The organism is Enemella evansiae, from assembly GCF_004362375.1.
Taxonomy (GTDB): domain Bacteria; phylum Actinomycetota; class Actinomycetes; order Propionibacteriales; family Propionibacteriaceae; genus Enemella; species Enemella evansiae.
Map to the genome: position 1 here is coordinate 113,628 of NZ_SNXA01000008.1, position 20,325 is coordinate 133,952.

21 protein-coding genes are annotated in these 20,325 nt (G+C 69.5%); 10 read left to right on the forward strand and 11 right to left on the reverse strand.

Annotated elements, in window-relative coordinates:
* Positions 1–72: 72 nt before the first annotated feature.
* Together recO and C8D81_RS01120 are read left to right on the forward strand one after the other, a co-directional pair.
* Positions 73–813 carry a DNA repair protein RecO gene (recO, locus tag C8D81_RS01115; RefSeq protein ID WP_094404183.1) on the forward strand — a complete coding sequence of 247 codons (741 nt, stop codon included), beginning with the start codon at positions 73–75 and terminating at the stop codon, positions 811–813.
* A complete protein-coding gene (locus tag C8D81_RS01120) occupies positions 800–2,380 on the forward strand; it encodes a M1 family metallopeptidase (protein ID WP_133625392.1) in 1,581 nt (526 codons plus the stop codon). Before recO ends, C8D81_RS01120 begins: the two co-directional genes overlap by 14 nt.
* A gap of 7 nt (positions 2,381–2,387) precedes the next feature.
* Here C8D81_RS01120 and nadC read toward each other — a convergent pair whose 3' ends face one another.
* From nadC to nadA, 3 genes are read right to left on the reverse strand one after another with little or no spacing between them, the layout of a single operon-like run.
* Positions 2,388–3,299, reverse strand: a complete 912-nt coding sequence (gene nadC, locus C8D81_RS01125) for a carboxylating nicotinate-nucleotide diphosphorylase (RefSeq protein WP_094407272.1) — start codon at positions 3,297–3,299, stop codon at positions 2,388–2,390.
* Positions 3,296–4,936: an L-aspartate oxidase gene (gene nadB / locus C8D81_RS01130; RefSeq protein WP_133625393.1), complete on the reverse strand. Its 1,641-nt coding sequence runs from the start codon at positions 4,934–4,936 to the stop codon at positions 3,296–3,298. The genes nadC and nadB overlap by 4 nt, the downstream gene beginning before the upstream one ends.
* A 7-nt stretch (positions 4,937–4,943) precedes the next feature.
* A complete protein-coding gene (gene nadA, locus C8D81_RS01135; protein WP_133625394.1) occupies positions 4,944–5,954 on the reverse strand; it encodes a quinolinate synthase NadA in 1,011 nt (336 codons plus the stop codon).
* 79 nt (positions 5,955–6,033) lie between these two features.
* Between nadA and C8D81_RS01140 the strand changes: the two genes are divergently transcribed.
* Complete coding sequence (locus tag C8D81_RS01140; protein WP_229237896.1) at positions 6,034–6,738, forward strand: NUDIX hydrolase; 705 nt, start codon at positions 6,034–6,036, stop codon at positions 6,736–6,738.
* A gap of 71 nt (positions 6,739–6,809) precedes the next feature.
* On the opposite strand, the gene C8D81_RS01145 is transcribed toward C8D81_RS01140, so the two are convergent.
* From C8D81_RS01145 to C8D81_RS01160, 4 genes are read right to left on the reverse strand one after another with little or no spacing between them, the layout of a single operon-like run.
* On the reverse strand, positions 6,810–7,298 hold the full coding sequence (locus C8D81_RS01145) for a Fur family transcriptional regulator (protein WP_229237897.1): 489 nt from the start codon (positions 7,296–7,298) through the stop codon (positions 6,810–6,812).
* Complete coding sequence (locus C8D81_RS01150; RefSeq protein ID WP_208109149.1) at positions 7,295–8,176, reverse strand: metal ABC transporter permease; 882 nt, start codon at positions 8,174–8,176, stop codon at positions 7,295–7,297. The genes C8D81_RS01145 and C8D81_RS01150 overlap by 4 nt, the downstream gene beginning before the upstream one ends.
* Entirely contained in the window at positions 8,173–8,949 is a 777-nt protein-coding gene (locus C8D81_RS01155; protein WP_133625395.1) for a metal ABC transporter ATP-binding protein, read from the reverse strand. The genes C8D81_RS01150 and C8D81_RS01155 overlap by 4 nt, the downstream gene beginning before the upstream one ends.
* On the reverse strand, positions 8,946–9,905 hold the full coding sequence (locus tag C8D81_RS01160) for a metal ABC transporter substrate-binding protein (RefSeq protein WP_133625396.1): 960 nt from the start codon (positions 9,903–9,905) through the stop codon (positions 8,946–8,948). The genes C8D81_RS01155 and C8D81_RS01160 overlap by 4 nt, the downstream gene beginning before the upstream one ends.
* A gap of 185 nt (positions 9,906–10,090) precedes the next feature.
* Here C8D81_RS01160 and C8D81_RS01165 point away from each other — a divergent pair, with 185 nt between their 5' ends.
* The 3 genes from C8D81_RS01165 to C8D81_RS01175 all read left to right on the forward strand — a co-directional run bounded on the left by C8D81_RS01165 (position 10,091) and on the right by C8D81_RS01175 (position 12,612).
* On the forward strand, positions 10,091–10,387 hold the full coding sequence (locus C8D81_RS01165; RefSeq protein ID WP_133625397.1) for an antibiotic biosynthesis monooxygenase family protein: 297 nt from the start codon (positions 10,091–10,093) through the stop codon (positions 10,385–10,387).
* Between the two features lie 118 nt (positions 10,388–10,505).
* On the forward strand, positions 10,506–11,897 hold the full coding sequence (locus C8D81_RS01170; RefSeq protein WP_208109067.1) for a glycine--tRNA ligase: 1,392 nt from the start codon (positions 10,506–10,508) through the stop codon (positions 11,895–11,897).
* Between the two features lie 121 nt (positions 11,898–12,018).
* Positions 12,019–12,612, forward strand: a complete 594-nt coding sequence (locus tag C8D81_RS01175; protein WP_133625399.1) for a hypothetical protein — start codon at positions 12,019–12,021, stop codon at positions 12,610–12,612.
* A gap of 67 nt (positions 12,613–12,679) precedes the next feature.
* Here C8D81_RS01175 and C8D81_RS01180 read toward each other — a convergent pair whose 3' ends face one another.
* From C8D81_RS01180 to C8D81_RS01195, 4 genes are all read right to left on the reverse strand, one after another.
* On the reverse strand, positions 12,680–13,777 hold the full coding sequence (locus C8D81_RS01180) for an ABC transporter ATP-binding protein (RefSeq protein WP_094360413.1): 1,098 nt from the start codon (positions 13,775–13,777) through the stop codon (positions 12,680–12,682).
* A gap of 79 nt (positions 13,778–13,856) precedes the next feature.
* Entirely contained in the window at positions 13,857–15,149 is a 1,293-nt protein-coding gene (locus tag C8D81_RS01185) for an ABC transporter substrate-binding protein (protein WP_133625400.1), read from the reverse strand.
* Between the two features lie 56 nt (positions 15,150–15,205).
* On the reverse strand, positions 15,206–16,084 hold the full coding sequence (locus C8D81_RS01190) for a carbohydrate ABC transporter permease (RefSeq protein WP_094360417.1): 879 nt from the start codon (positions 16,082–16,084) through the stop codon (positions 15,206–15,208).
* A gap of 1 nt (position 16,085) precedes the next feature.
* Positions 16,086–17,033, reverse strand: a complete 948-nt coding sequence (locus C8D81_RS01195; protein WP_229119475.1) for a carbohydrate ABC transporter permease — start codon at positions 17,031–17,033, stop codon at positions 16,086–16,088.
* 169 nt (positions 17,034–17,202) lie between these two features.
* On the opposite strand from C8D81_RS01195, the gene dusB reads away from it, so the two are divergent.
* The 4 genes from dusB to C8D81_RS01215 all read left to right on the forward strand — a co-directional run bounded on the left by dusB (position 17,203) and on the right by C8D81_RS01215 (position 20,289).
* A complete protein-coding gene (gene dusB, locus C8D81_RS01200; RefSeq protein WP_094360421.1) occupies positions 17,203–18,411 on the forward strand; it encodes a tRNA dihydrouridine synthase DusB in 1,209 nt (402 codons plus the stop codon).
* A 95-nt stretch (positions 18,412–18,506) separates the two neighbouring features.
* On the forward strand, positions 18,507–18,827 hold the full coding sequence (locus tag C8D81_RS01205) for a 2Fe-2S iron-sulfur cluster-binding protein (protein WP_208109068.1): 321 nt from the start codon (positions 18,507–18,509) through the stop codon (positions 18,825–18,827).
* Between the two features lie 30 nt (positions 18,828–18,857).
* Positions 18,858–19,283 (forward strand): GlcG/HbpS family heme-binding protein, encoded by a 426-nt coding sequence (locus tag C8D81_RS01210; RefSeq protein WP_208109069.1) that lies wholly within the window; start codon positions 18,858–18,860, stop codon positions 19,281–19,283.
* A gap of 229 nt (positions 19,284–19,512) precedes the next feature.
* Entirely contained in the window at positions 19,513–20,289 is a 777-nt protein-coding gene (locus C8D81_RS01215) for an IclR family transcriptional regulator (RefSeq protein ID WP_094424681.1), read from the forward strand.
* The last annotated feature ends 36 nt before the right edge of the window (positions 20,290–20,325 follow it).

A 20,325-nucleotide genomic window follows, 5' to 3' on the forward strand; every position in this document is an offset into this window, starting at 1 on the left:
TGCATAACCCCTGACATCTTCGTTTGGGCGTGGGGGAGCCGCCGATTCGGGGGTGTGAGGCAGAATCGTTGGGTGCCGACCTATCGAGACACAGCGGTGGTTCTGCGCACCCACAAGTTGGGTGAGGCGGATCGCATCATCACGCTGCTGTCGCGGAGCAACGGCAAGGTGCGCGCGACCGCGCGGGGGGTGCGACGGACCTCGTCCAAGTTCGGGGCCCGGTTGGAGCCGTTCAGCCACGTCGACATCCAGTTCGTGATCGGCCGCAGCCTGGACATCGTCACCCAGGTGGAGTCGCTGCACGCCTTCGGCAGCCCGCTGGCCGCCGACTTCTCCCGCTACACCGCCGGCCAGGTGATGCTGGAGACCGCCGATCGGCTGGTGGTCGAGGAGCGCGAACCGGCCATCCAGCAGTACCAGCTCCTGGTCGGGGCGCTGCGTGCGCTCGGTGAGGGCACCAGTGACGGCGAGCGGCCACCGGTGATGGTGCTCGACTCCTATCTGCTCCGCTCGCTCTCGGTCGCCGGGTACGCCCCCAGCTTCACCGATTGCGCACGCTGCGGCCGCGCCGGGCCGCACCGGGCGTTCTCCCCCTCGGCCGGTGGCGCGGTCTGCGCCGGCTGCCGGCCGCCGGGATCGGCGCACCCCCGGCCGGAGACCATCGGCTATCTGATCGCGCTGCTGACCGGTGACTGGCCGGCCACCCGCGAGGTGCCGCCGGAGGTGGTGCGCGAGGCCAGCGGGTTGATCGCCGCCTTCGCCACCTGGCACCTGGAGCGTGGGCTGAGGTCGCTGGCACATGTGGAACGCTGACCAACCCCCACCCCGCTTCCAGCAGCAGCGCCCCGACTTCCGGCCGCCGACCACCCGCCCCCTGCCGATCTGGTACTGGCTGATCCCCGCGATCGCCGCCCTGATCGCCCTGATCGTGGTCGGTGTGCTCATCGTGCGACCGCTGCTCGGCCCGGTGATCACCGAGGACGGTGGCGACGGGGTCGGCGATCGCTACTTCCCGACCGCGGGAGGTGGCGGCTACGACGCCCGCGACTATCGCATCGAGGTCAGCTGGCTGGAGACCCAGTCCCGGCTCGAGGGCCGCACCACGATGACCGCGGCCGCCACCCGGCCGCTGCAGCGGCTGCGCCTGGATCTGGCACTGCCGGCCAGCGAGGTGCGCCTGAACGGCCAGCCGGTGCGATTCACCCAGCAGGGGCTCGATCTGGCGGTCACCGCGGACCGGGTGCTCGCACCGGGGGAGGAGTTCCGCGTCGAGGTGGTCTATGCGGGAAACCCCGACGATGCCGCGGGGCTGACCACGGCCCGCGCGCTGCGGCTGAACCGGGAGATCCTGTTCGCCGGGCAGCCCTTCGGCGCCGCGCTCTGGTATCCCAGCAACGACCATCCCAGCGATCCGGCCACCATGGAGGTGATCGCCCGCGTACCGAGCGACCTGCAGGCGATCAGCGTCGGCGCCCTGATCAGCCGCGACATCGGCGATGAACCCGACTGGGACACCTGGCACTGGCGCAGCGACCAGCCGATGGCGACCTATCTCAACCTGCTCGCGATCGGCCCCTACACCGTCATCGAGGACAACACCGGTGTACGCCCCCAGCTCTATGCGGTCAGCAAGCAGCTGGCACCGCCCCTGGCCGCCGGCACGGAGGCGGCGCTGCGGCGTACGCCGGAGACGGTCCGCCGACTCGAGGAGGTCTGGGGGCCCTACCCGTTCGGCCAGGTCGGCGGGGTGGCCTCTTCGGTCGATGTGGGTTTCGGGGCGCTGGAGAACCAGACCCGGCCGCTCTATCGCTCGGAGTCCCTGGCGCAGAATCCCAACCGGTTGCTGACCCACGAGTACGCCCACATGTGGTTCGGGAACCAGGTCACGCTGCGGCAGTGGGACGACATCTTCATGAACGAGGGGTACGCCTCCTTCAGCGAATGGATCGTCACCGAGCGGACCGGCGGACGCAGCGCGAACGAGCAGCTGCTCACGCAGTACAACGAGGTCGACGATCGGCTCTGGGGACTGCGGATCGACGACCCCGGGCCGAACCGGATGTTCGCCGCGGTCTATGTCCGCGGACCGATGGCCCTGCAGGCGTTGCGGAACGTGCTCGGTGACGAACAGTTCTTCGCCCTGGTCGGGACTGGGTCGCCCGGCCCGGTACCGGCAGTCTCGAGGAATGGCAGCAGCGCGCCCAGGCCCGTACCAGCGTGGACCTGGCGCCGTTCTGGGCGGCCTGGTTCTCGGGGACCACGAAACCCGCCCGGACCCCGCAGAATGGCTTCCCTGCTTGAGTTTCGGGACTCCGCGGGCGCGGCTGTCATCTCGACACGCTGCCCGTGGGAGAACAGCGCCGGGGCAGCTACTCGATGAACGTGGGTCAGCGCAGGTCGAGGCCGAGGTCGAGCACCGGTGCGGAGTGGGTGAGCGCGCCGACCGCCACGTAGTCGACACCCGTGGCGCCGACCGCCGCGGCATCGGCCAGCTCCAGGCCGCCGCTCGCCTCGGTGCGCACCCCCGCGGGACGGCACAGCGCCACCGCGTCGGCCAGTTCGTCGAACGACATGTTGTCCAACAGCACCAGCTCGGCGCCGGCATCGATCGCCTCGCGCACCTGGGCGAGGGTGTCGCACTCCACCTCGACCGGGATCTGTGCGTCATGGCGCCGGACCGCGGCGAACGCGGCCGCCACCGAACCGGCCGCCGCGACATGGTTGTCCTTGATCAGTGCGGCATCGCCGAGCCCCATCCGGTGGTTCACCCCGCCACCACACCGCACCGCGTACTTCTGCAGCAATCGCAACCCTGGCACGGTTTTCCGGGTATCGCGGACCCGGGTCGGGGTGCCGGCCAGGGCGTCGGCCCAGGCAGCGGTGGCGGTGGCGGTCCCGGACAGCTGGCCCAGCAGATTCAGCAGGCTTCGTTCGGCGGTGAGCAGGCAGCGCAATGGTCCGGTGATGGTCAGCGCGACCCCGCCGGGTCCGATCCGATCACCGTCGGCGGCGACCAGCTCCACCTCCAGATCGACACCCTGCTGGGCGGCCAGGGTGTACGCCACAGCGGCCGCGACCGGCACCCCGGCGAGGCAACCGGCTCGGCGGGCCACCACATCGGCGGTGCCCGTGGCGGTGGTAGACAGGGTCGCCTCCGAGGTGACGTCGGGGCCCCAGGAGAGGTCCTCGGCCAGCGTCCGGCTCGCCACCTCGAGCACGTGCTCCACCGGCAACCCGGCCGTGGTCAGGGCGTCGGTGACGGTGGCGGGCAGGATGGGGGTGAGCGGCAGGGCGGTCATGCGGCGTGCTCCTCGGGTGCGGGGCTCAGCGGGGTGAAGGTGGTGGCCAGTTGGCCGGTGGTGGTCCGGGTCAGCTCGGTGCGACCCAGCCAGTCCGGGCGGGGCTCGGGGTGATCGGCACGGCGGTGGCAACCGCGGGATTCGGTACGCAGCAGGGCAGCGGTGGCGACCGCCTGGCCGACCGTGTGCAGATTGGTCGCGTCCAGGGTGGCGTCGTCCAGCGTGGTCGAGGGCGCCGGTCGAGCCAGTTCGGCGAGCGCACGGCGGAGGCCCGCGGTGCTGCGGCGTACCCCGACGTCGGCATCCATCACCGCACGCAAGCGGCCGACCAGGTCGGCACGGACGGCCGGACCCGTGGCCCGGGCGACGGGTGCACCGGCACCGAGTGCGAACCGGTCACCGACGAGCAGCGCGCCGACACGGTCGCCGGCGACCAGCGCCTCGGTGACCGAGTTCGACGCCAGCCGATTGGCGCCCTGGACCCCGGTGCCGGCCACCTCACCGACCGCGTACAACCCGGGCAGCGAGGTCCGGCCGTCCAGATCGGCGGCGATCCCACCGCACAGATAGTGCGCCCCGGGGCGTACCGGGATCGGCTCGCTGACCGGATCGATCCCGCGGTCCCGGCACATCGCCAGGATCGCCGGAAACTGTTGCTGCCAACGAGTTTCCCCGAAACCGGTGGCATCCAGCAGGCAGTGCTCGGCACCGGTCTCGGCCATCCGGGCCTGCATCGCGGCCGACACCACATCGCGGGGTGCCAGATCACCGAGCGGGTGGATCCCTTCCATCACGGGGTTTCCGGCCAGATCGACCAGGTGTGCCCCCTCCCCGCGGACCGCCTCGGAGATCAGCACGCCGCGACCACCCGGGACGGCGAGCAGCGTTGGGTGGAACTGCACGAACTCCAGGTCCCGCAGCACCGCACCGGCCCGCAGGGCAGCGGCCAGACCGTCACCGGTGGCCCCGGCCGGGTTGGTGGTCAAACCCCACGCCTGGCCGATGCCACCGGTGGCCAGCACCACCGCACCGGCGAGGATCTCACCGGCCCTGCCCTGATCATCCAGCACCCGTACGCCGCAGCAGGCACCGCTGGCGTCGGTGAGCAGGTCGACCAGCCTGGTGCCGGTGCGCACCTGAACGCTGCTGCCGGTTTCGGCCAGGGTCGCCGAGACGGCGGCGGTCAGTGCCCGCTGCACCTCGGCACCGCTGCGATCCCCACCAGCATGGAGAATCCGCCGGGCGTGGTGGCCGCCCTCCAGGTGCAGGTCCTCGGTGCCGGAAGCGTCGGTGTCGAAGCGGGCCCCCAGCGCGATCAACCGCCGGATCGCCTCCGGTGCCTGGTCGACCAGCTCGCTCACCGCCTCCGGGTCGCACAGTCCGGCACCGGCGACGAGGGTGTCCTCGACGTGCAGCTCCATCGAGTCGTCGGCGGACCAGACGGCGGCCAGGCCGCCCTGGGCCCAGGCCGTCGCCGAATCGTCGACAGCGGCACGGGTGATCACCTCGGTCGCCACCCCCGCGCGCGCCAACCGCAGGGTGGCAGCCAGTCCCGCGGCGCCGCTGCCGACGACGACCACCGCGGTGTGCCGCCGCCAAGCGGGTGCGGGAGCCGAGAGTTCGGCCGGGATACGCATCGGCACCTCACTCACCACCCGCGGGCTGACCGATCGCGACCATCCGCTCCACGGCCCGCCGGGCGCGGCTCGCGACGGCCGGATCGACCAGCACCTCATCGGTGCCCTCGCGCAGGCTGCGGAGCAGCTTGGGCGGGGTGATCTGCTGCATGAACGGGCAGGCCGCGCGGGGGTTCACCGGCCGGAAATCCGTGTGCTGATTGACCTTCCGGAGCTGGTGCAGCATGCCGATCTCGGTGGCGACCAGGACGGTTCCGGAGCGGGTGTCGCGGGCGCGATCGAGCATCCCGCCGGTGGACAGGATGTGGGTGCGCTCCGCCGGGAGCTCGCCGCTGCCGGTCAGCCACAGCGCGCTGGTGGTGCACCCGCACTCGGGGTGCACGAAGAGTTCGGCGTCCGGGTTGGCGCGCACCGTCTGTTGCAGGTCGCTCGGGGAGATGTCGGCGTGCACGTGGCATTCGCCGAGCCAGACGTGGATGTTCTCCCGGCCGGTCATCCGGCGGACATGGGCGCCGAGGAACTGGTCGGGGCAGAACAGGATCTCCTGCTCGGCAGGGATCGCGCGGACCACGTCGACCGCATTGGAGGAGGTGCAGCAGATGTCGGTCTCGGCCTTCACCGCGGCGGTGGTGTTCACATAGGAGACCACCGCGGCGCCCGGGTGCTCGGCCTTCCAGGCGCGCAGCTGATCGGCGTCGATGGTGTCGGCGAGCGAGCATCCGGCGGTGGCGTCGGGGATCAGCACCCGCTTGGCGGGGGAGAGGATCTTGGCGGTCTCGGCCATGAAATGCACGCCGGCGAACACGATCGTCGACTGGGGTGCGGAGGCGGCGAGCCGGGAGAGGGCCAGCGAGTCACCGACGTGATGGGCGACGTCCTGGATCATCGGCAGCTGATAGTTGTGCGCCAGGATCACCGTGTCCTGCTCGGCGGCGAGCCGGCGTACCTCCTGCTGCCAGTCGCGGACCTGCTCGGCGTCCCAGCTCTGCCAGTCGGTGTCGACCTCGATGGCGGTCATCGGCGCTCCTTTTTCGATTGGAAGTCGAAAACCAGTTTGCGCCTAACAGTCGAAAAAACGCAAGCGGTAGGGTCGCATCGTGGACACGACGGTGGACAGGTTCCGGCACGAAGCGCTGGCCGTGGTGCTCCAGGTCCGCGGGGTGACCGAGGGGAAGCCGCGGCTTTCGGTGCTGCTGAAGGCGAGATCGCGCAAGCCGTTCACCGGCGCCTGGGGTCTGCCCAGTGGGGCGGTCGCTGCCGACGAATCATTGGGGGAGTCGGTACGCCGGCACCTGGCGCGGTTGGTGGATCTGGGTGAGCTGGCCCATCTGGAGCAGTTGGAGACCCGGGGTGCGGTGGATCGGGACCCCGCCCAGCGCACGATCGCGACGGCGTACCTCGGCCTGGTTCCCTGGACCCGGGAACCGGAACTGCCCGAGCGGGTCGGCTGGTTCGGGGTCGATGAACTGCCCAAGACCGCCTTCGACCACGACCAGGTGATCGCCGACGGGGTACGCCGGCTGCGGGCCAAACTCTCCTACACCAACATCGCCTTCGCGCTGGCGCCGGAGGAATTCACGATGTCCGAACTGCGCTCGATGTACGCCGCAGCGCTGGACCGCGACGTCGCCGTCACCAACCTGCAGCGGATCCTGCTCCGCCGCGGTCAGCTGGCGGCGACCGGTGAGCAGCGCGGCCCGCTGCGCGGCGGCGGACGGCCCGCGGGCCTGTTCCGCTTCACCGGGTCCCGGCTGGAGGTCACCGACCCGTTCGCGACCCTGCGGCCCTCGGACCAGCGGTAGGGGGTCTCATCTCGACACGGCCGCCATTGCTCCGCTTCGCTACGCATCGCTGCCTACTCGATGAGCGTGCCTCAGTCGGTGGTCGCGCAGTTGGAGCAGACGCCGAAGAGTTCGAGCTCGTGTCCGACCTCACGGAATCCGTGTTCGGCGGCCACTCGGGTCGCCCACTTCTCGACCGTCGGGCCGGAGATCTCGACCGCCCGGCCGCACTGGCGGCAGACCAGGTGGTGGTGGTGCTCGCTGGAGCCGCAGCGCCGATAGGCCTGCTCACCGTTGACCCGGATCGCGTCCAGTTCACCGGCATCGGCCATCGCCTGCAGGGTGCGATAGACCGTCGTCAGCCCCACCGACTGGCCGGCGGCCCGCAACAGGTCGTGGGTCTGCTGGGCGGTCCGGAAGTCGTCGACCTCGGCCAGCAGGGCGGCGATCGCGGCCCGCTGCCGGGTGCGGCGCTGCCCGGGCTGGGCCGGGGCGCCCGACTGGTCCTGACCCGGCTGCTCCCGACCCGACTGCTCCCGACCCGACTGCTCCCGACCCGACTGCTCCTGATGCATCGTCATCGCACACGTCCTTCCTGGGCAGGGTTTCCGGCGGCCAGGCCGGTGTCGGTGGCCGCATCGGCCAGGCGTACCCGGCGATTGCGGAGCCGTGACAACGGCCAGCTCAGCACGAACACCGCGATCGCCAGCACCACGATCATCGCACCGGGCGCGGCATCGGCGTAGAACGAACCGGCCGCCCCGCCGACCGCGACCACCACCCCGATCGCCATCGCGGTGAACAGGGCGGGGGCGAACCCGCGGACCAGATTGCTGGCCGCCGCCACCGGCACGACCATCAGGGCGCTGACCAGCAGCAGTCCGACGGTCCGCATCGAGAGGGTGACGGTGACCGCGGCGAGGACCACGATCAGCAGGTTGTATGCCCGGACGGGCAGCCCCTGGGTGTGTGCGAAGTCCTCATCGGCGGTCACGGCGAACAACTGGGGTGCCAGCCCGATGCCACAGATCAGCACCAGCACCGCCAGCACGGCGACGAACCAGAGATCCCCGGCGGTCACGGTGGTCAGCGAGCCGAACAGATACTGCGACAGCGCCCCGGCGCCCTGTCCGGCCACCCCGGCCATCAGCACACCGGAGGCGAGCCCGCCATAGAAGAGGATCGCCAGGCCGACGTCCCCGGATGCGCGGCCGTGCTGGCGCAGCAGCTCGACCACCACGGCGCCGACGACCGCGACGACCACCGCCACCGGGGTGGGTGCGGTGCCGGTCATCACCGCCAGCCCGACCCCGGCGATCGCGACATGGCCGAGGCCGTCGCCGAGCAGGCTGAGCCGGCGCTGCACGATGTAGGTGCCGATCGCGGGCGCCATCAATCCGGTGAGCAGGGCCGCGATCAGTGCCCGCTGCATGAACTCGTACTGCAGCAGCTGGATCATCGTTCCCACTGCCGTTCCACGGCGCCGTCGACCAGCGACAGCTCGGCGTCCTGGTCGGGATCGGCGCAATGTGCGTCGTGCGGGTCGTGACCGGCTGCCCGCGGGCCGCCGTCGTGGACCAGCCGGCCGCCACGCAGCACCCAGGCCCGGTCCATCAATCGGTCCAGTGGGCCGAGGTCGTGCAGCACCACCAGCATCGCCATCCCGTCGTCCTTGAGCCCGGCCAGCACCTCGGTCAGCTCCTCCTGGGTGGCCAGATCCACCCCGGCCATCGGTTCGTCGAGCACCATCAGCTCCGGCTCGGCGGCCAGCGCCCGGGCGATCAGTGCGCGCTGCTGCTGCCCGCCGGACAGTTCACCCAGCTCCACCCCGGCCAGCGGGCCCAGTCCGACCCGGTCGATGCTCTGCTCGACCAGCCGGCGGTCCGCGGCGCGGGCGGGCAGCAGCAGGCGGCGGTGTGCCAGCCGCCCGGAGGCGACCACCTCGCGTACCGTGGCCCCCTGCAGTGAGGGTGCGGAACGCTGCGGCACATAGCCGATCTTCGACCAGTCGCGGAAGCGCTGCTGGGGCGTGCCGAACAGGGTGATCCGGCCGTGGTGCGGCACCAGGCCGAGCACGGCGCGGACCAGGGTCGACTTCCCGGAGCCGTTCGGGCCCATCAGGGCCACCGCCTCACCGGCCCCCAGCCGCGCGGTGACACCGAGCAGCACCTCGGTACCGGCCAGACTGACGCGTACCTCATCCAGACCGAGCACCTCGGCCGTCGTCGTCATCGACACCCGTTCGCCTCCTTGAGCGAGTTGAGGTTCGATCTCATCACCTCGATGTAGTTGTCGCCGCGGGACCTGTCGGTCAGTCCTTCGAGCGGATCGAGCACGTCGGTACGCAACCCCAGATCGCCGGCGACGGCGTTCGCCACAGCGGGGGAGACCAGGGTCTCGTAGAAGATCGTGGTGATGCCGTGCTCGCGGGCGATCTGCTGCACCTCCGCGATCCGGGCCGGGGAGGGCTCCGCCTCCGCGCTCAGCCCCCGGATGCCGATCTGGGTGAGCCGGTAGCGCTCCGCGAGATAACCGAAGGCCGCGTGCGAGGTGATGAAGTCGCGGCGTGCGCACTCGGCGAGGCCGCGCTGGAACTCCTGATCCAGTGCGGTCAGGTCGGCCTCGGCGGCCTTCGCGTGCTGCTCGAAGGTGGCCGCCCGCTCCGGTTTCGCATCGGCGAGTGCCCGGCTGACCGCCTGGCTGACCGTGACCAGGTTGGTGGGATCGAGCCAGGCGTGCGGGTCGAGTTCGTCACCGCCGGTGCCGTGGTCGTGGTCGTGGCCCGGTTCGGACTCGGCGCCGTGGGCCTCCTCCTGCGCGGTCGTCCTCAGGCTGACCACCTGGGCGACATCGACCGTACGCCGCGGCTTCGCCTGCTCGATCGCCTTGTCGACCGCGGGCTGGAACCCCTGCTGATAGATGACCAGGTCGGCGTCGCTGAGCGAGGCGACCTGCCGCGGGGTGAGTTCAAGATCGTGGGGCTCGGCGCCGGGTTGGGTCAGATTGGTGACCACGGCGTCGGTGCCGCCGACCCGCTCGGCGATGTATTGGAACGGATAGAACGCCACCACCACCCGGAGCTGACCGGGCTGGGCCTGCGGGGTGGCGGTGCTCGCGCAGCCGGCGGCGAGCAGGAGCGCGATGCTGGCGGCGATCGCACCGACGGCGCGGAGCATCTTCTGCGGCATGGGGGAAGCCTGTCATAGTGCAGGTGAAAATCAAAATCATTAACGACCGGCCGGGGTTCACGTAACCGGACGTGCAGTAGTCCTCACGGTCCATGATCAAACCCAGTCGGACTGGGTTTCGAACCGAGCCTCCCGGGACTACTGCACGTCCGGTTACGCGCGCCCCACGCGCTAGCGTGGCCCGCATGATGGTGGTGAACCGGTTCCGCGCCGGGCAGGGTTTCGAGGAGCGGGTACGCCCGGCGCTCGAGCTGTTGCGGACCAAGGACGGTTTCGTCGACGCCGAGCTGGGGCAGAACCTCGACGAGCCGGACCTGTGGGTGCTGGTCACCCGCTGGCGCAACGTCGGTTCCTACCGCCGGGCGCTCAGCGGGATGGAGTCGAAGATGGTGATCGTGCCGCTGCTCAGCGAAGCCATCGACGAGCCCTCGGCCTACGACTCACCCGATCAGGTGGGGGAGAATCGTCCGCGCGGCGCGTGACGCGCTCCGGCGTACCGGCGAAGTCGGATAGCCTGTCCGCTGGACCAGAAGCGGGTGCCAGCCGGGTACCCGTGGGCTGTCGGCCCCGGCTGACGGCCAGAGCGAGCAAGGAGTGCACGTGGCGCCCACGACCAGGTTGGACAAGGTCATCAATCTCTGCAAGGACCGCGGATTCGTCTTCCCCAGCGGGGAGATCTACGGAGGTACGCGGTCGGCGTGGGACTACGGACCTTACGGCGTGGAGCTGAAGGAGAACATCAAGCGGCAGTGGTGGCGCTCCATCGTCACCTCCCGCGACGACATCGTCGGCCTCGATTCCTCGGTGATCCTGCCGACCAAGGTCTGGGAGGCCTCCGGCCACGTCAACGCGTTCACCGATCCGCTGGTCGAATCGCTCTACACCCACAAGCGTTACCGCGCCGATCACCTGATCGAGCAGTACGAGGAGGAGCACGGCCACCCGCCGGCCAACGGCCTCGCCGACATCCCGGATCCGGAGAACGGCAAGCCGGGCAAGTGGACCGAGCCGCGCGCCTTCTCCGGGCTGCTGAAGACCTACCTCGGCGTGATCGACGACGAGACCGGTCTGCACTACCTGCGTCCGGAGACCGCGCAGGGCATCTTCGTGAACTTCGCCAACGTGATGACCTCGGCGCGGATGAAGCCGCCGTTCGGCATCGGCCAGGTCGGCAAGTCCTTCCGCAACGAGATCACCCCCGGCAACTTCATCTTCCGCACCCGCGAGTTCGAGCAGATGGAGATGGAGTTCTTCGTCAAACCGGGTACCGACGAACAGTGGCACCAGTACTGGATCGATGCGCGGATGGGTTGGTACACCGGCCTGGGCATCGACCCCGAGAACCTGCGGCTTTTCGAGCACCCGCAGGAAAAGCTGTCGCACTACTCCAAGCGCACCGTCGACATCGAATACCGCTTCGGCTTCCAGGGTTCGGAATGGGGTGAGCTCGAGGGCATCGCCAACCGCACCGACTTCGACCTCACCACGCATGGCCAGAACTCCGGCAAGGAGAAGCAGCTGCAGTACTACGACCAGCAGGCCAATGAGCGCTGGACGCCGTTCGTGATCGAGCCGGCGGCCGGGCTGACCCGCTCGATGATGGCCTTCCTGGTCGATGCGTACGCCGAGGAGGAGGCCCCGAACGCCAAGGGCGGCACCGACACCCGCACGGTGCTCAAGCTGGACCGGCGACTCGCCCCGGTCAAGGTCGCGGTGCTGCCGCTGTCCCGCAACGAGGCGCTCTCACCGAAGGCCAAGGAGCTCTCGGCGACCCTGCGCCAGCACTGGAACGTCGACTTCGACGACGCCCAGGCCATCGGCCGCCGCTACCGCCGCCAGGACGAGATCGGTACGCCGTTCTGCGTGACCGTCGATTTCGACACCCTGGAGGACAATGCGGTCACCGTGCGCGATCGCGACACCATGGGCCAGGAGCGGGTCTCGCTGGACCAGGTCGAGGGCTACCTGGCGCAGCGGCTGATCGGCGCCTGACGCTCATCGAGTAGGCCGCCATGCGCAGCGAAGCGGAGCATTGGCGGCCGTGTCGAGATGAGCCGAGCCCGGCGCGGAGAAGCCACCCGCGGTGACCCTCTGCCGGGTCGATGATGGCGGCATGAAGACGTGGATCGCGCTGGCCGGGGCGCTGCTGGTGACCGGTTGCGGGTTCGGGGGAGCGTCGACCGCGGCGACCCCGGCGGGTGCGCCGTCGGGGTCCGGTACGCCCCAGCCCACGCAAAGCGTCCGCGCGACCTCGGTGCTGGGTGGCTCATCCGGTGGCGGCCGGACGACCACCACGCGCGCCAGTGGTGGCGCGGTGGGCAACAAGCCCGAGGACTTCAAGTCCGGCAACGCCTGGTACTTCAAGTCCCCGAGCGGCAACATCTACTGCGCGATCAACCCGGGTACGCCGACGATGGCGGTCGGCTGCCAGGCGAGTTTCCGGATCCCCTCGCTGCCGAAGTGCAACGACCCCAACTCGCTGGCGCCGGCCGTCTGGGTGCCCGCGGACCCGAATGCCAAGGTGGTCGAGGACTGCGTGAACCAGGGCTTCTTCATCGGGGAGAAGGCGAAGGTGCTGCCCTACGGGAAGGTGCTCACCGCGGCAGGCTATCGCTGCGAATCGCGACCCACCGGCGTACGGTGCGGCCTGGACGGCACCGACCGCGGCTTCACGATCGCCCGGGAGGGCATCGAATCCAGCGGCTGAACGGTGATCGGGTAGGGCGCGTCATCTCGACACGGTCGCTGCGCGACCTACTCGATGAGCGTGGGGCTCAGGCCTTGGCCAGGTTCAGCCCGGAGTCACCGTCGAAGAAGTGCAGCTCGGAATCCACCGGCTTCACGTGCAGCAGGTCGCCGACCTGGGGGCGGTGGTGCTTGTCCAGCCGGACGGTGATCCGGTCCTGCCGGGCGTCGACCGCTGAGCCCTCGGTGGTGGGGGTGGCATAGACGAAGAACTCCGATCCCAGTGCCTCCACCAGATCCACCTGCAGTGCGACGGCCTCCGGGTCCTCACCGCTCACCGGCTTCCAGGACTCCGGCCTTACCCCGACGGTGACCGTGCTCGACTCGGTCCGCCCGGGCAGCGCGAACCGGTGCCTGCCGAGCCAGGCCGCACCCTCGCGTACCTCGACCTGGTCGATCAGGGTGATCGCGGGCGAGCCGATGAACCCGGCCACGAACGTGTTGTCGGGGTGGTTGTAGAGCTCCTCGGGCGAGGCCACCTGCTGCAGCCGGCCGTCGAGCAGCACCGCGACCCGGTCGCCCATCGTCATCGCCTCGGTCTGGTCATGGGTGACATAGACCGTGGTGGTGCCGAGCCGGCGCTGCAGGGCGGCGATCTCGGAGCGGGTGGACACCCGAAGTTTCGCATCCAGGTTGGACAACGGCTCGTCCATGCAGAACACCGCCGGCTGACGGACGATCGCCCGACCCATCGCCACCCGCTGCCGCTGCCCGCCGGACATCTTGCCCGGCTTGCGATCCAGCAGATCCTCCAACTGCAGGATCCGGGCCGCGTCGGCGACCCGCTCGGCGATCTCGGCGCGCGACATCTTGTTGTTCTCCAGCGCGAACGCCATGTTCTGCCGCGCCGTCATGTTCGGATACAGCGCATAGGACTGGAACACCATCGCCACGTCCCGGTCCCTGGGCCGGGTGCCGGTGACGTCCTTGTCGTCGATCAGGATCCGGCCCTCATCGACCGGCTCCAGCCCGGCCAGCATCCGCAGGCTGGTCGTCTTGCCGCAGCCCGAGGGACCGACCAGCACCAGGAACTCACCGTCGCCGATCTCCAGATCGAGCGCGTCGACGGCGGGTCGGGCACCGGCGTCGAAGATGCGAGAGGCCTGTTCATAGCTGACGGTCGCCATTGGGTTTTCCTTCTGTGCTGGGGATCGGCGCCGCCCCCGGGTCAGCCCGGGAGCGGCGCGCGTGCGGGAAGCGTACGCCTCAGAGCTGCGGCTTGATGTCGCGCTCGAAGGCCTTCTGCGAATCGTCGGCGAGCTGCTTGAACACCGTGGCGACGTCCTGACCGCCGGTGGTGATCTTGTCCAACCCCTCACCGATCCGCCGACCGCCACCGGGCACGAACACCCGGGCGTAGTCCTGCGGCGCGGTGTTCTCGGCGAGCTGCTTGATCGCGGTCATCGCCCGCGGCTCGGACTCCAGGTACTGCTTCTCCGACGGATCCTCCAGCGCCGACTTGCGGACCGGCATGTAACCGGTGGCCTGGCTGAACATGGCGGTGTTCTGGGCGTTGGTGATGAAGTCGATGAACTTGACCGCCAGCTTCTTGCGGTCGTCGGAGATGTTTGCCGGTACCGCCAGACCCGCGCCACCGGTCGGGCAACCCGGTTTCGGCCCGGGCAGGAAGGCGGTGCCGAAGTTCACCTGTGCCTGCTTCTTCAACCCACCAAGGGATCCGGTGGACTCCAGCAGGGCGGCGCTCAGGCCGGTGCCGAACTCGTTGACCGGGTCCTTGGTGACCTTGATCTTGTTGGCCTTGACCATCGAGGCGAGGAAGTTGCCGGCCTCCAGCGACCCGGGGGTGGTGAACTTCATGTCCCACTTGTCGGAGTACTTGCCGCCGAAGGTCCAGATCATGCCCTGGAAGTACCAGTCCAGGTAGTTGGTGCCATTGGCCACCGACAGCGGCGCGACATTGGGGTCGGCCTGCTGCAGCTTGGTCGCGAACTGGTCGAACTCCTGCCAGGTGCTCGGCCCCTGGTCGGGCAGGCCGGCCTTCTGCCACATGTCCTTGTTGTAGTAGACGAGGCAGGTCGAGCGGGAGTAGGGCATCGCGTAGTGCTTGCCGTTGTAGAGGTAGTCATCGCGCAGCGTGTCGACGTAGTCGTTGGAGTCCACCCCGACCTGGGTCCACAGCTCATCGAGCGGGGCGAGCGCCTTGTTCAGCGCGAAGTTGAACCAGGTCACGTCGGAGGCCACGATCACATCGGGCAGGTCACCACCGGTGAGCGCGGCGTTGAACTTCTGCGCCAGCTCCTCGTAGTTCGCACCACCGTCGACCAGTTCGACCTTGGTGCCCGGGTTCGCTGCGACGAAGGCGTCGATCAGCTTCTGCTCCAGTTCCTTGGACTTGCCCGGGTGGTTGGACCAGAACTTGATGACACCCTCTTCACCCTGCTGCACCGGCGCGGAACCGGTGCCGGCACAGGATGTGAGAGTGGCGGCCGCGGCTACGCCGCCGGCCAGGGTGAGGAAGTTGCGGCGGTTGATCTGCATGGTTCTCCTAGCTGGCGATTTCTTCTGGGTCGTCTGGATCGGATTCGGCGGCGGGATCAGCCCTTGACCGCACCGGCGGTGAGGCCCTTGATCATCTGTTTCTGCAGGATCACGAAGATGATCAGGATCGGCAGCATGGTGAGCACCGTGCCCGCCATCACCGGCCCCCAGTTGGTCAACCCCTCGTTGTTCTGCAACAGCGTGAGTCCGACCGGGAGCGGGGCCACCTTGTCATTGCTGGCCATCAGGAACGGCCACAGGTATTCGTTCCACTCGTTCACGATGGTGATCAGGGTGAACGCGATCAGCGTCGGCCACGACATCGGCAGCACCACCCGGAACAGCAGCTTCATCGGACCCGCGCCATCCATCCGGGCGGCCTCGATGATCTCCCCGGGCAGCGACAGGAAATGGTTGCGCAGCAGGAAGGTGCCGAAGGCCACCCCGGCCAGCGGCACGATGATGCCCTGGAAGGTGTTGCGCCAGCCGAGCTGGGCGACCATCGCGTAGTTGGAGATCACGGTGATCTGGTTGGGCACCATCAGCGCCGAGATCACCACCACGAACAGCACCGTGCGGCCCGGGAAACGCAGGAAGGACAGGGCGTACGCCGACATCACCCCGAGGGTCACCTTGGCGATCGTCAGGGCCGTGGTGATCAGCACCGAGTTGGCCAGGTAGCGCAGGAACGGCACCTCGGTCATCACCGTGCCGTAGTTCTGCCCGGTCACCGGATTGGGGAACCAGGTCACCGGCTGGGTGTAGATGTCGGGTCGCTCCTTGAGCGAGGTGATCAGGATGAAGTAGATCGGCACCATGATCATCGCGACGGTGAGGATCAGGCCGAGGTAGCCGAGCACCCGACCGAGGCGGCCCCGGTGCATCGCGGCGGTGGGATCTTCGCGGTGGGACACCGCCTGGGTCTGGCTGGCCATGTCAGTCCTGCCTGTCCTGGAGGCGTACCTGGATGAGCGTGATCACCAGCAGGATCACGAACATGATGGTGGCGATCGTTGCGCCGTAACCGGCCCGGCCGTTGACGAAGGTCTCCAGATAGACCTGATAGACCATCGTCGTGGTGCCGGTGCCGAAGGGCCCGCCGCGGGTCATCACGTTGATGATGTCGAAGACCTGCATCGAGTTCAGCAGCACGGTCACCGACAGGAAGAAGGTCGTCGGCCGCAGTTGCGGGAACACCACCCGCCAGAACCGCCGCCAGGCCGAGGTGCCGTCGATCTCGGCCGCCTCATCGAGCTCGGCCCGGCGACCCTGCAGCGCGGCCAGATAGATCACGAACACATAGCCGACGGTCTTCCAGATGTAGGTCGCGGTGACCATGAACAGCGCCCAGCGCGCGTTCTGATAGAAGTCCGGCGGCGTCAGGCCGACCCGGCGCAGCAGATCCTGGATCAGCCCGAACGACGGATCGAAGACGAACTGGAAAGCCACCCCGATCGCGGCGCCGGAGATCACGAACGGTGCGAACACCATCGAGCGCACCACACCGCGGCCGACCAGCTTCTGATCCAGCAGCAGCGCCAACCCGAGCCCGATCGCCATCGAGCCGAGAACGGTCGCCACGGTGAAGATCGCGGTGTTCGACACCACCTGCCAGGTGTCGGCGCGGGTGGCCCACTCCACATAGTTCCCGACACCGAGGAAGGTCGCGGTCGGGGACGAGATGTTCCAGTTGAAGAAGGACAGCCGGATGTTGTCCAGCAGCGGCCGGTAGGTGAACACCGCCAGCAGGGCCAGGTTCGGCAGCAGCAGCAACGCCGCCAGCAGCACCTCGCGGCTGTCGTAGCGGCGCTTGCGGGGCGCCCGCACCGACGCGGCGGCGCCGTTGGTGGTCGGCGCATCCGAGCTCGCGGGGGCTGAAGTCACCCCCGGATCGTGTCGGCCGGCCTCCAACTTCCGGTTTCTGGCCGGTGTCGGGTCGGTAAACGGTTGTTGCACAAGTTCTGTATACCCCAACCAGTGGGTGCTCCATCTAGACTGGTCAGTCGGTTTCGCCATCGCTTTTCCGAATCGTGATCAGCCCAGGAGTACGCCCATGTCCACCGCTTCGGCTCCCGCCGCGCAGCAGCTCGCCCCGCTGCGCTTCGCCACCCCCGGTGGGGAACGGGCCGTGGTCAGTGAGACCCCGGTGGTGCTCGCGCCGATGGCCGGGGTGACCAATGCGGCGTACCGGCAGCTCTGCCGGGAGCAGGCCGAGGCGGGGGGTGCGCCCGGGACCGGGCGCAAGGGGCTCTTCGTCTGCGAGATGATCACCTCCCGCGGCCTGGTCGAGCGGGACCGCAAGTCGCTGCAGATGCTCGCCTTCGATCCGGGCGAGACCCTGCACTCGGTGCAGCTCTACGGGGTGGACGCGCCGACGATGGCCGAGGCCACCCGGATCCTGTGCGGCGAGTTCGGGGTCGGCCACGTCGACCTCAACTTCGGCTGCCCGGTGCCGAAGGTGACCCGCAAGGGCGGCGGTGGCGTACTGCCCTGGAAACGGGACCGGTTGCGCGCCATCCTCGCCGCCACGGTCACCGCGGCCGAACCCTACGGCGTACCGGTCACGATGAAGACCCGCAAGGGCATCGACACCGACCACCTCACCTACCTGGATGCCGGCCGGATCGCCGCCGACACCGGGATCGCCGCGATCGCACTGCACGGACGGACCGTCGCCCAGGCCTATTCCGGTGAGGCCGACTGGGACGCGATCGCCGAACTGGTCGCCGCGGTGGACATCCCGGTGCTCGGCAACGGCGACATCTGGGAGGCCGAGACCGCCCAGGCGATGGTCGCCCACACCGGGGTCGCCGGTGTCGTCGTCGGCCGCGGTTGCCTGGGCCGGCCCTGGCTGTTCCGCGACCTGGCCGACGCCTTCGCCGGCCTGGAGCGGCGCGCCCGGCCCACCCTTGGCGAGGTGGCGGCGACGGTACGCCGGCACGGCGAGCTGCTCGCCGAGTTGATGGGGGAGCAGCGCGGGGTGACCGATCTGCGCAAGCACATCGCCTGGTATTTCAAGGGCTATCCGGTGGGCGGTGAGGTACGCCGAGGGCTCGGCCTGGCGTCCTCGCTGGCCGATCTGGACGAACAGCTCGGCCGGCTCGACCCCGACCAGCCGTTCCCCGAATCCGAACTCGGCAGCCCGCGCGGCCGGCAGGGTACGCCGCGGGACAAGGTCGTGATGCCCGAGGGCTGGCTGGACGACACCAGTGGACTCGACCTGGATCTGGCCTCCGCCGAGGTCGGCGTCTCCGGCGGCTGAGCCCGACACTCATCGCGTGTCGAGATGCACGTCGCGCGTTCCATCGTGAGGAACGGACCGTCGAGGCGTTTCCGCTGCTGCGGCATGCTGGGGCAATGTCGAAGATGACGGTGCAGCCGAACGGCGTCGAGGTCCCGGTGGGGACCGACGACACGATCATGGCCGCGCTGAACAAGAACGGCTACACCTATCTGCTCGGTTGCCGGCGCGGTGGCTGTGGGATCTGCAAGGTCCGGGTCGAGTCCGGCGAGATCGAGCACAACCGCCCGGTCGCGGAGAGCGCGCTGTCCGCCGAGGAGCGGGCCGAGGGGATCTGCCTGGGCTGCCGGGCGGTCCCGCAGAGCGACGTCACGATCAGCCTGTGCCAATCGGCGCTCCGCGTCACCAACCCGTTGCTGCACCCGCGCAGCGCCTGACCACCCCGTTCCGTGAAGCAAGGAGCATCCGTGTCCGAAACGACCCGCAACCAGCCGAACATCACCCGCGCCGGAGCCCGCACCGCGATGGATGCGGCCCTGGCCCGCGCCGAGGAGCTGGGACTGGCGATGAACATCGCGATCGCCGACTCCGCGGGCCGGCTGGTCGCCTTCGAACGGATGGACGGCGCGATGCCGATCAGCGCCGGGATCGCCCAGGACAAGGCGTGGACCGTGATCGCCGGCAACGGACTGCCGACCGCCGACTGGTACGAGACGATCTCCGGTGATCCCGCGCTCAAACAGGGCTTCCCGCACCGGGACCGGCTGGTGATCTTCGGTGGCGGGGTGCCGATCACCGTCGACGGTCAGCTCGTCGGCGCCGTCGGAGTCTCCGGTGGCTCCGCCGAGGAGGACGCCGACGTCGCCTCCGCCGGCGCCGCCGCCGTCAGCTGACGGTCCTCGAACAGGCCGCTTGCGGCCGGGTGCTTCACGGTCCTCGAACAGGCCGCTCGCGGCGGGGTGCTTCACGGTCCTCGAGTAGGCCGCTTGCGGCCGTGTCGAGAGGACCCTGGGCATCGGCTCATCTCGACACGCGACCCATTGCTCCGCTTCGCTCCGCATGGCTCGCTACTCGATGAGCGTGGGGGTGGCTAGCGTGGGGGTGCGTGGGAGAATCGGCGGCATGACGACCAAGCCAGCCGCCGAGTCCGAGGGACTGCGCTCGGTGGCCTCGGCACTGGACCTGTTGGAGTGCTTCGCGGTCGACGGGGAGCTCGGGGTGTCCGATCTGGCGCGCCGGATGGGGGTCGCCAAGTCCACCGCGCACCGGCTGCTGTCCACCCTGCGCAGCCGCGGTTTCGTCGAGCAGAACCCGCAGACCGGCCGCTACCGACTCGGGCTGCACCTGTTCGAACTCGGCCATCTGGCCCAGGTGCGCTCCACCCTGCGGCAGGTGGCGCTGCCGATCTGCCAGGACCTGGTCCGGCGTACCGGGCTGACGGTCAACCTGTCGGTGCCCGACGGAGCCGACGTGGTCTTCGTCGAGCGGATCGACGTGGGTCGCAGCGGGGTGGAGCTGAACGAGTCCGGGCGCCGGCTGCCGGCGCACGTCTCCAGCTCGGGCAAGGCGCTCGCCGCCTGGCACCAGCGCCTGGCCGACGCCCGCACCGAGGCCGGTTTCCCGCCGCGGGCCAGCAACACCGTGCGCACCGCGACCGACTGGGAGCAGGCGCTCGCCGAGGTCCGCCAGCGCGGGTACGCCACCAGCCGCGACGAGTCCTACGACGGGGTCAGCACGATCGCCGTCCCGGTGCTCGACCTGCGCCGCGAGGCGATCGCCGCGGTCTCCTTCTTCGGGCGTACCGACGACCTCGACCGCCGCCAGGCCACCCTGGTCCGCCTGCTCCAGCACGCCGCCGCCCGGATCACCGCCGACCTCACCGCCGCCCGGCGTTCCTGAGCACGGAACGACCCACCCGCAAGCCGTCCTGCGGTC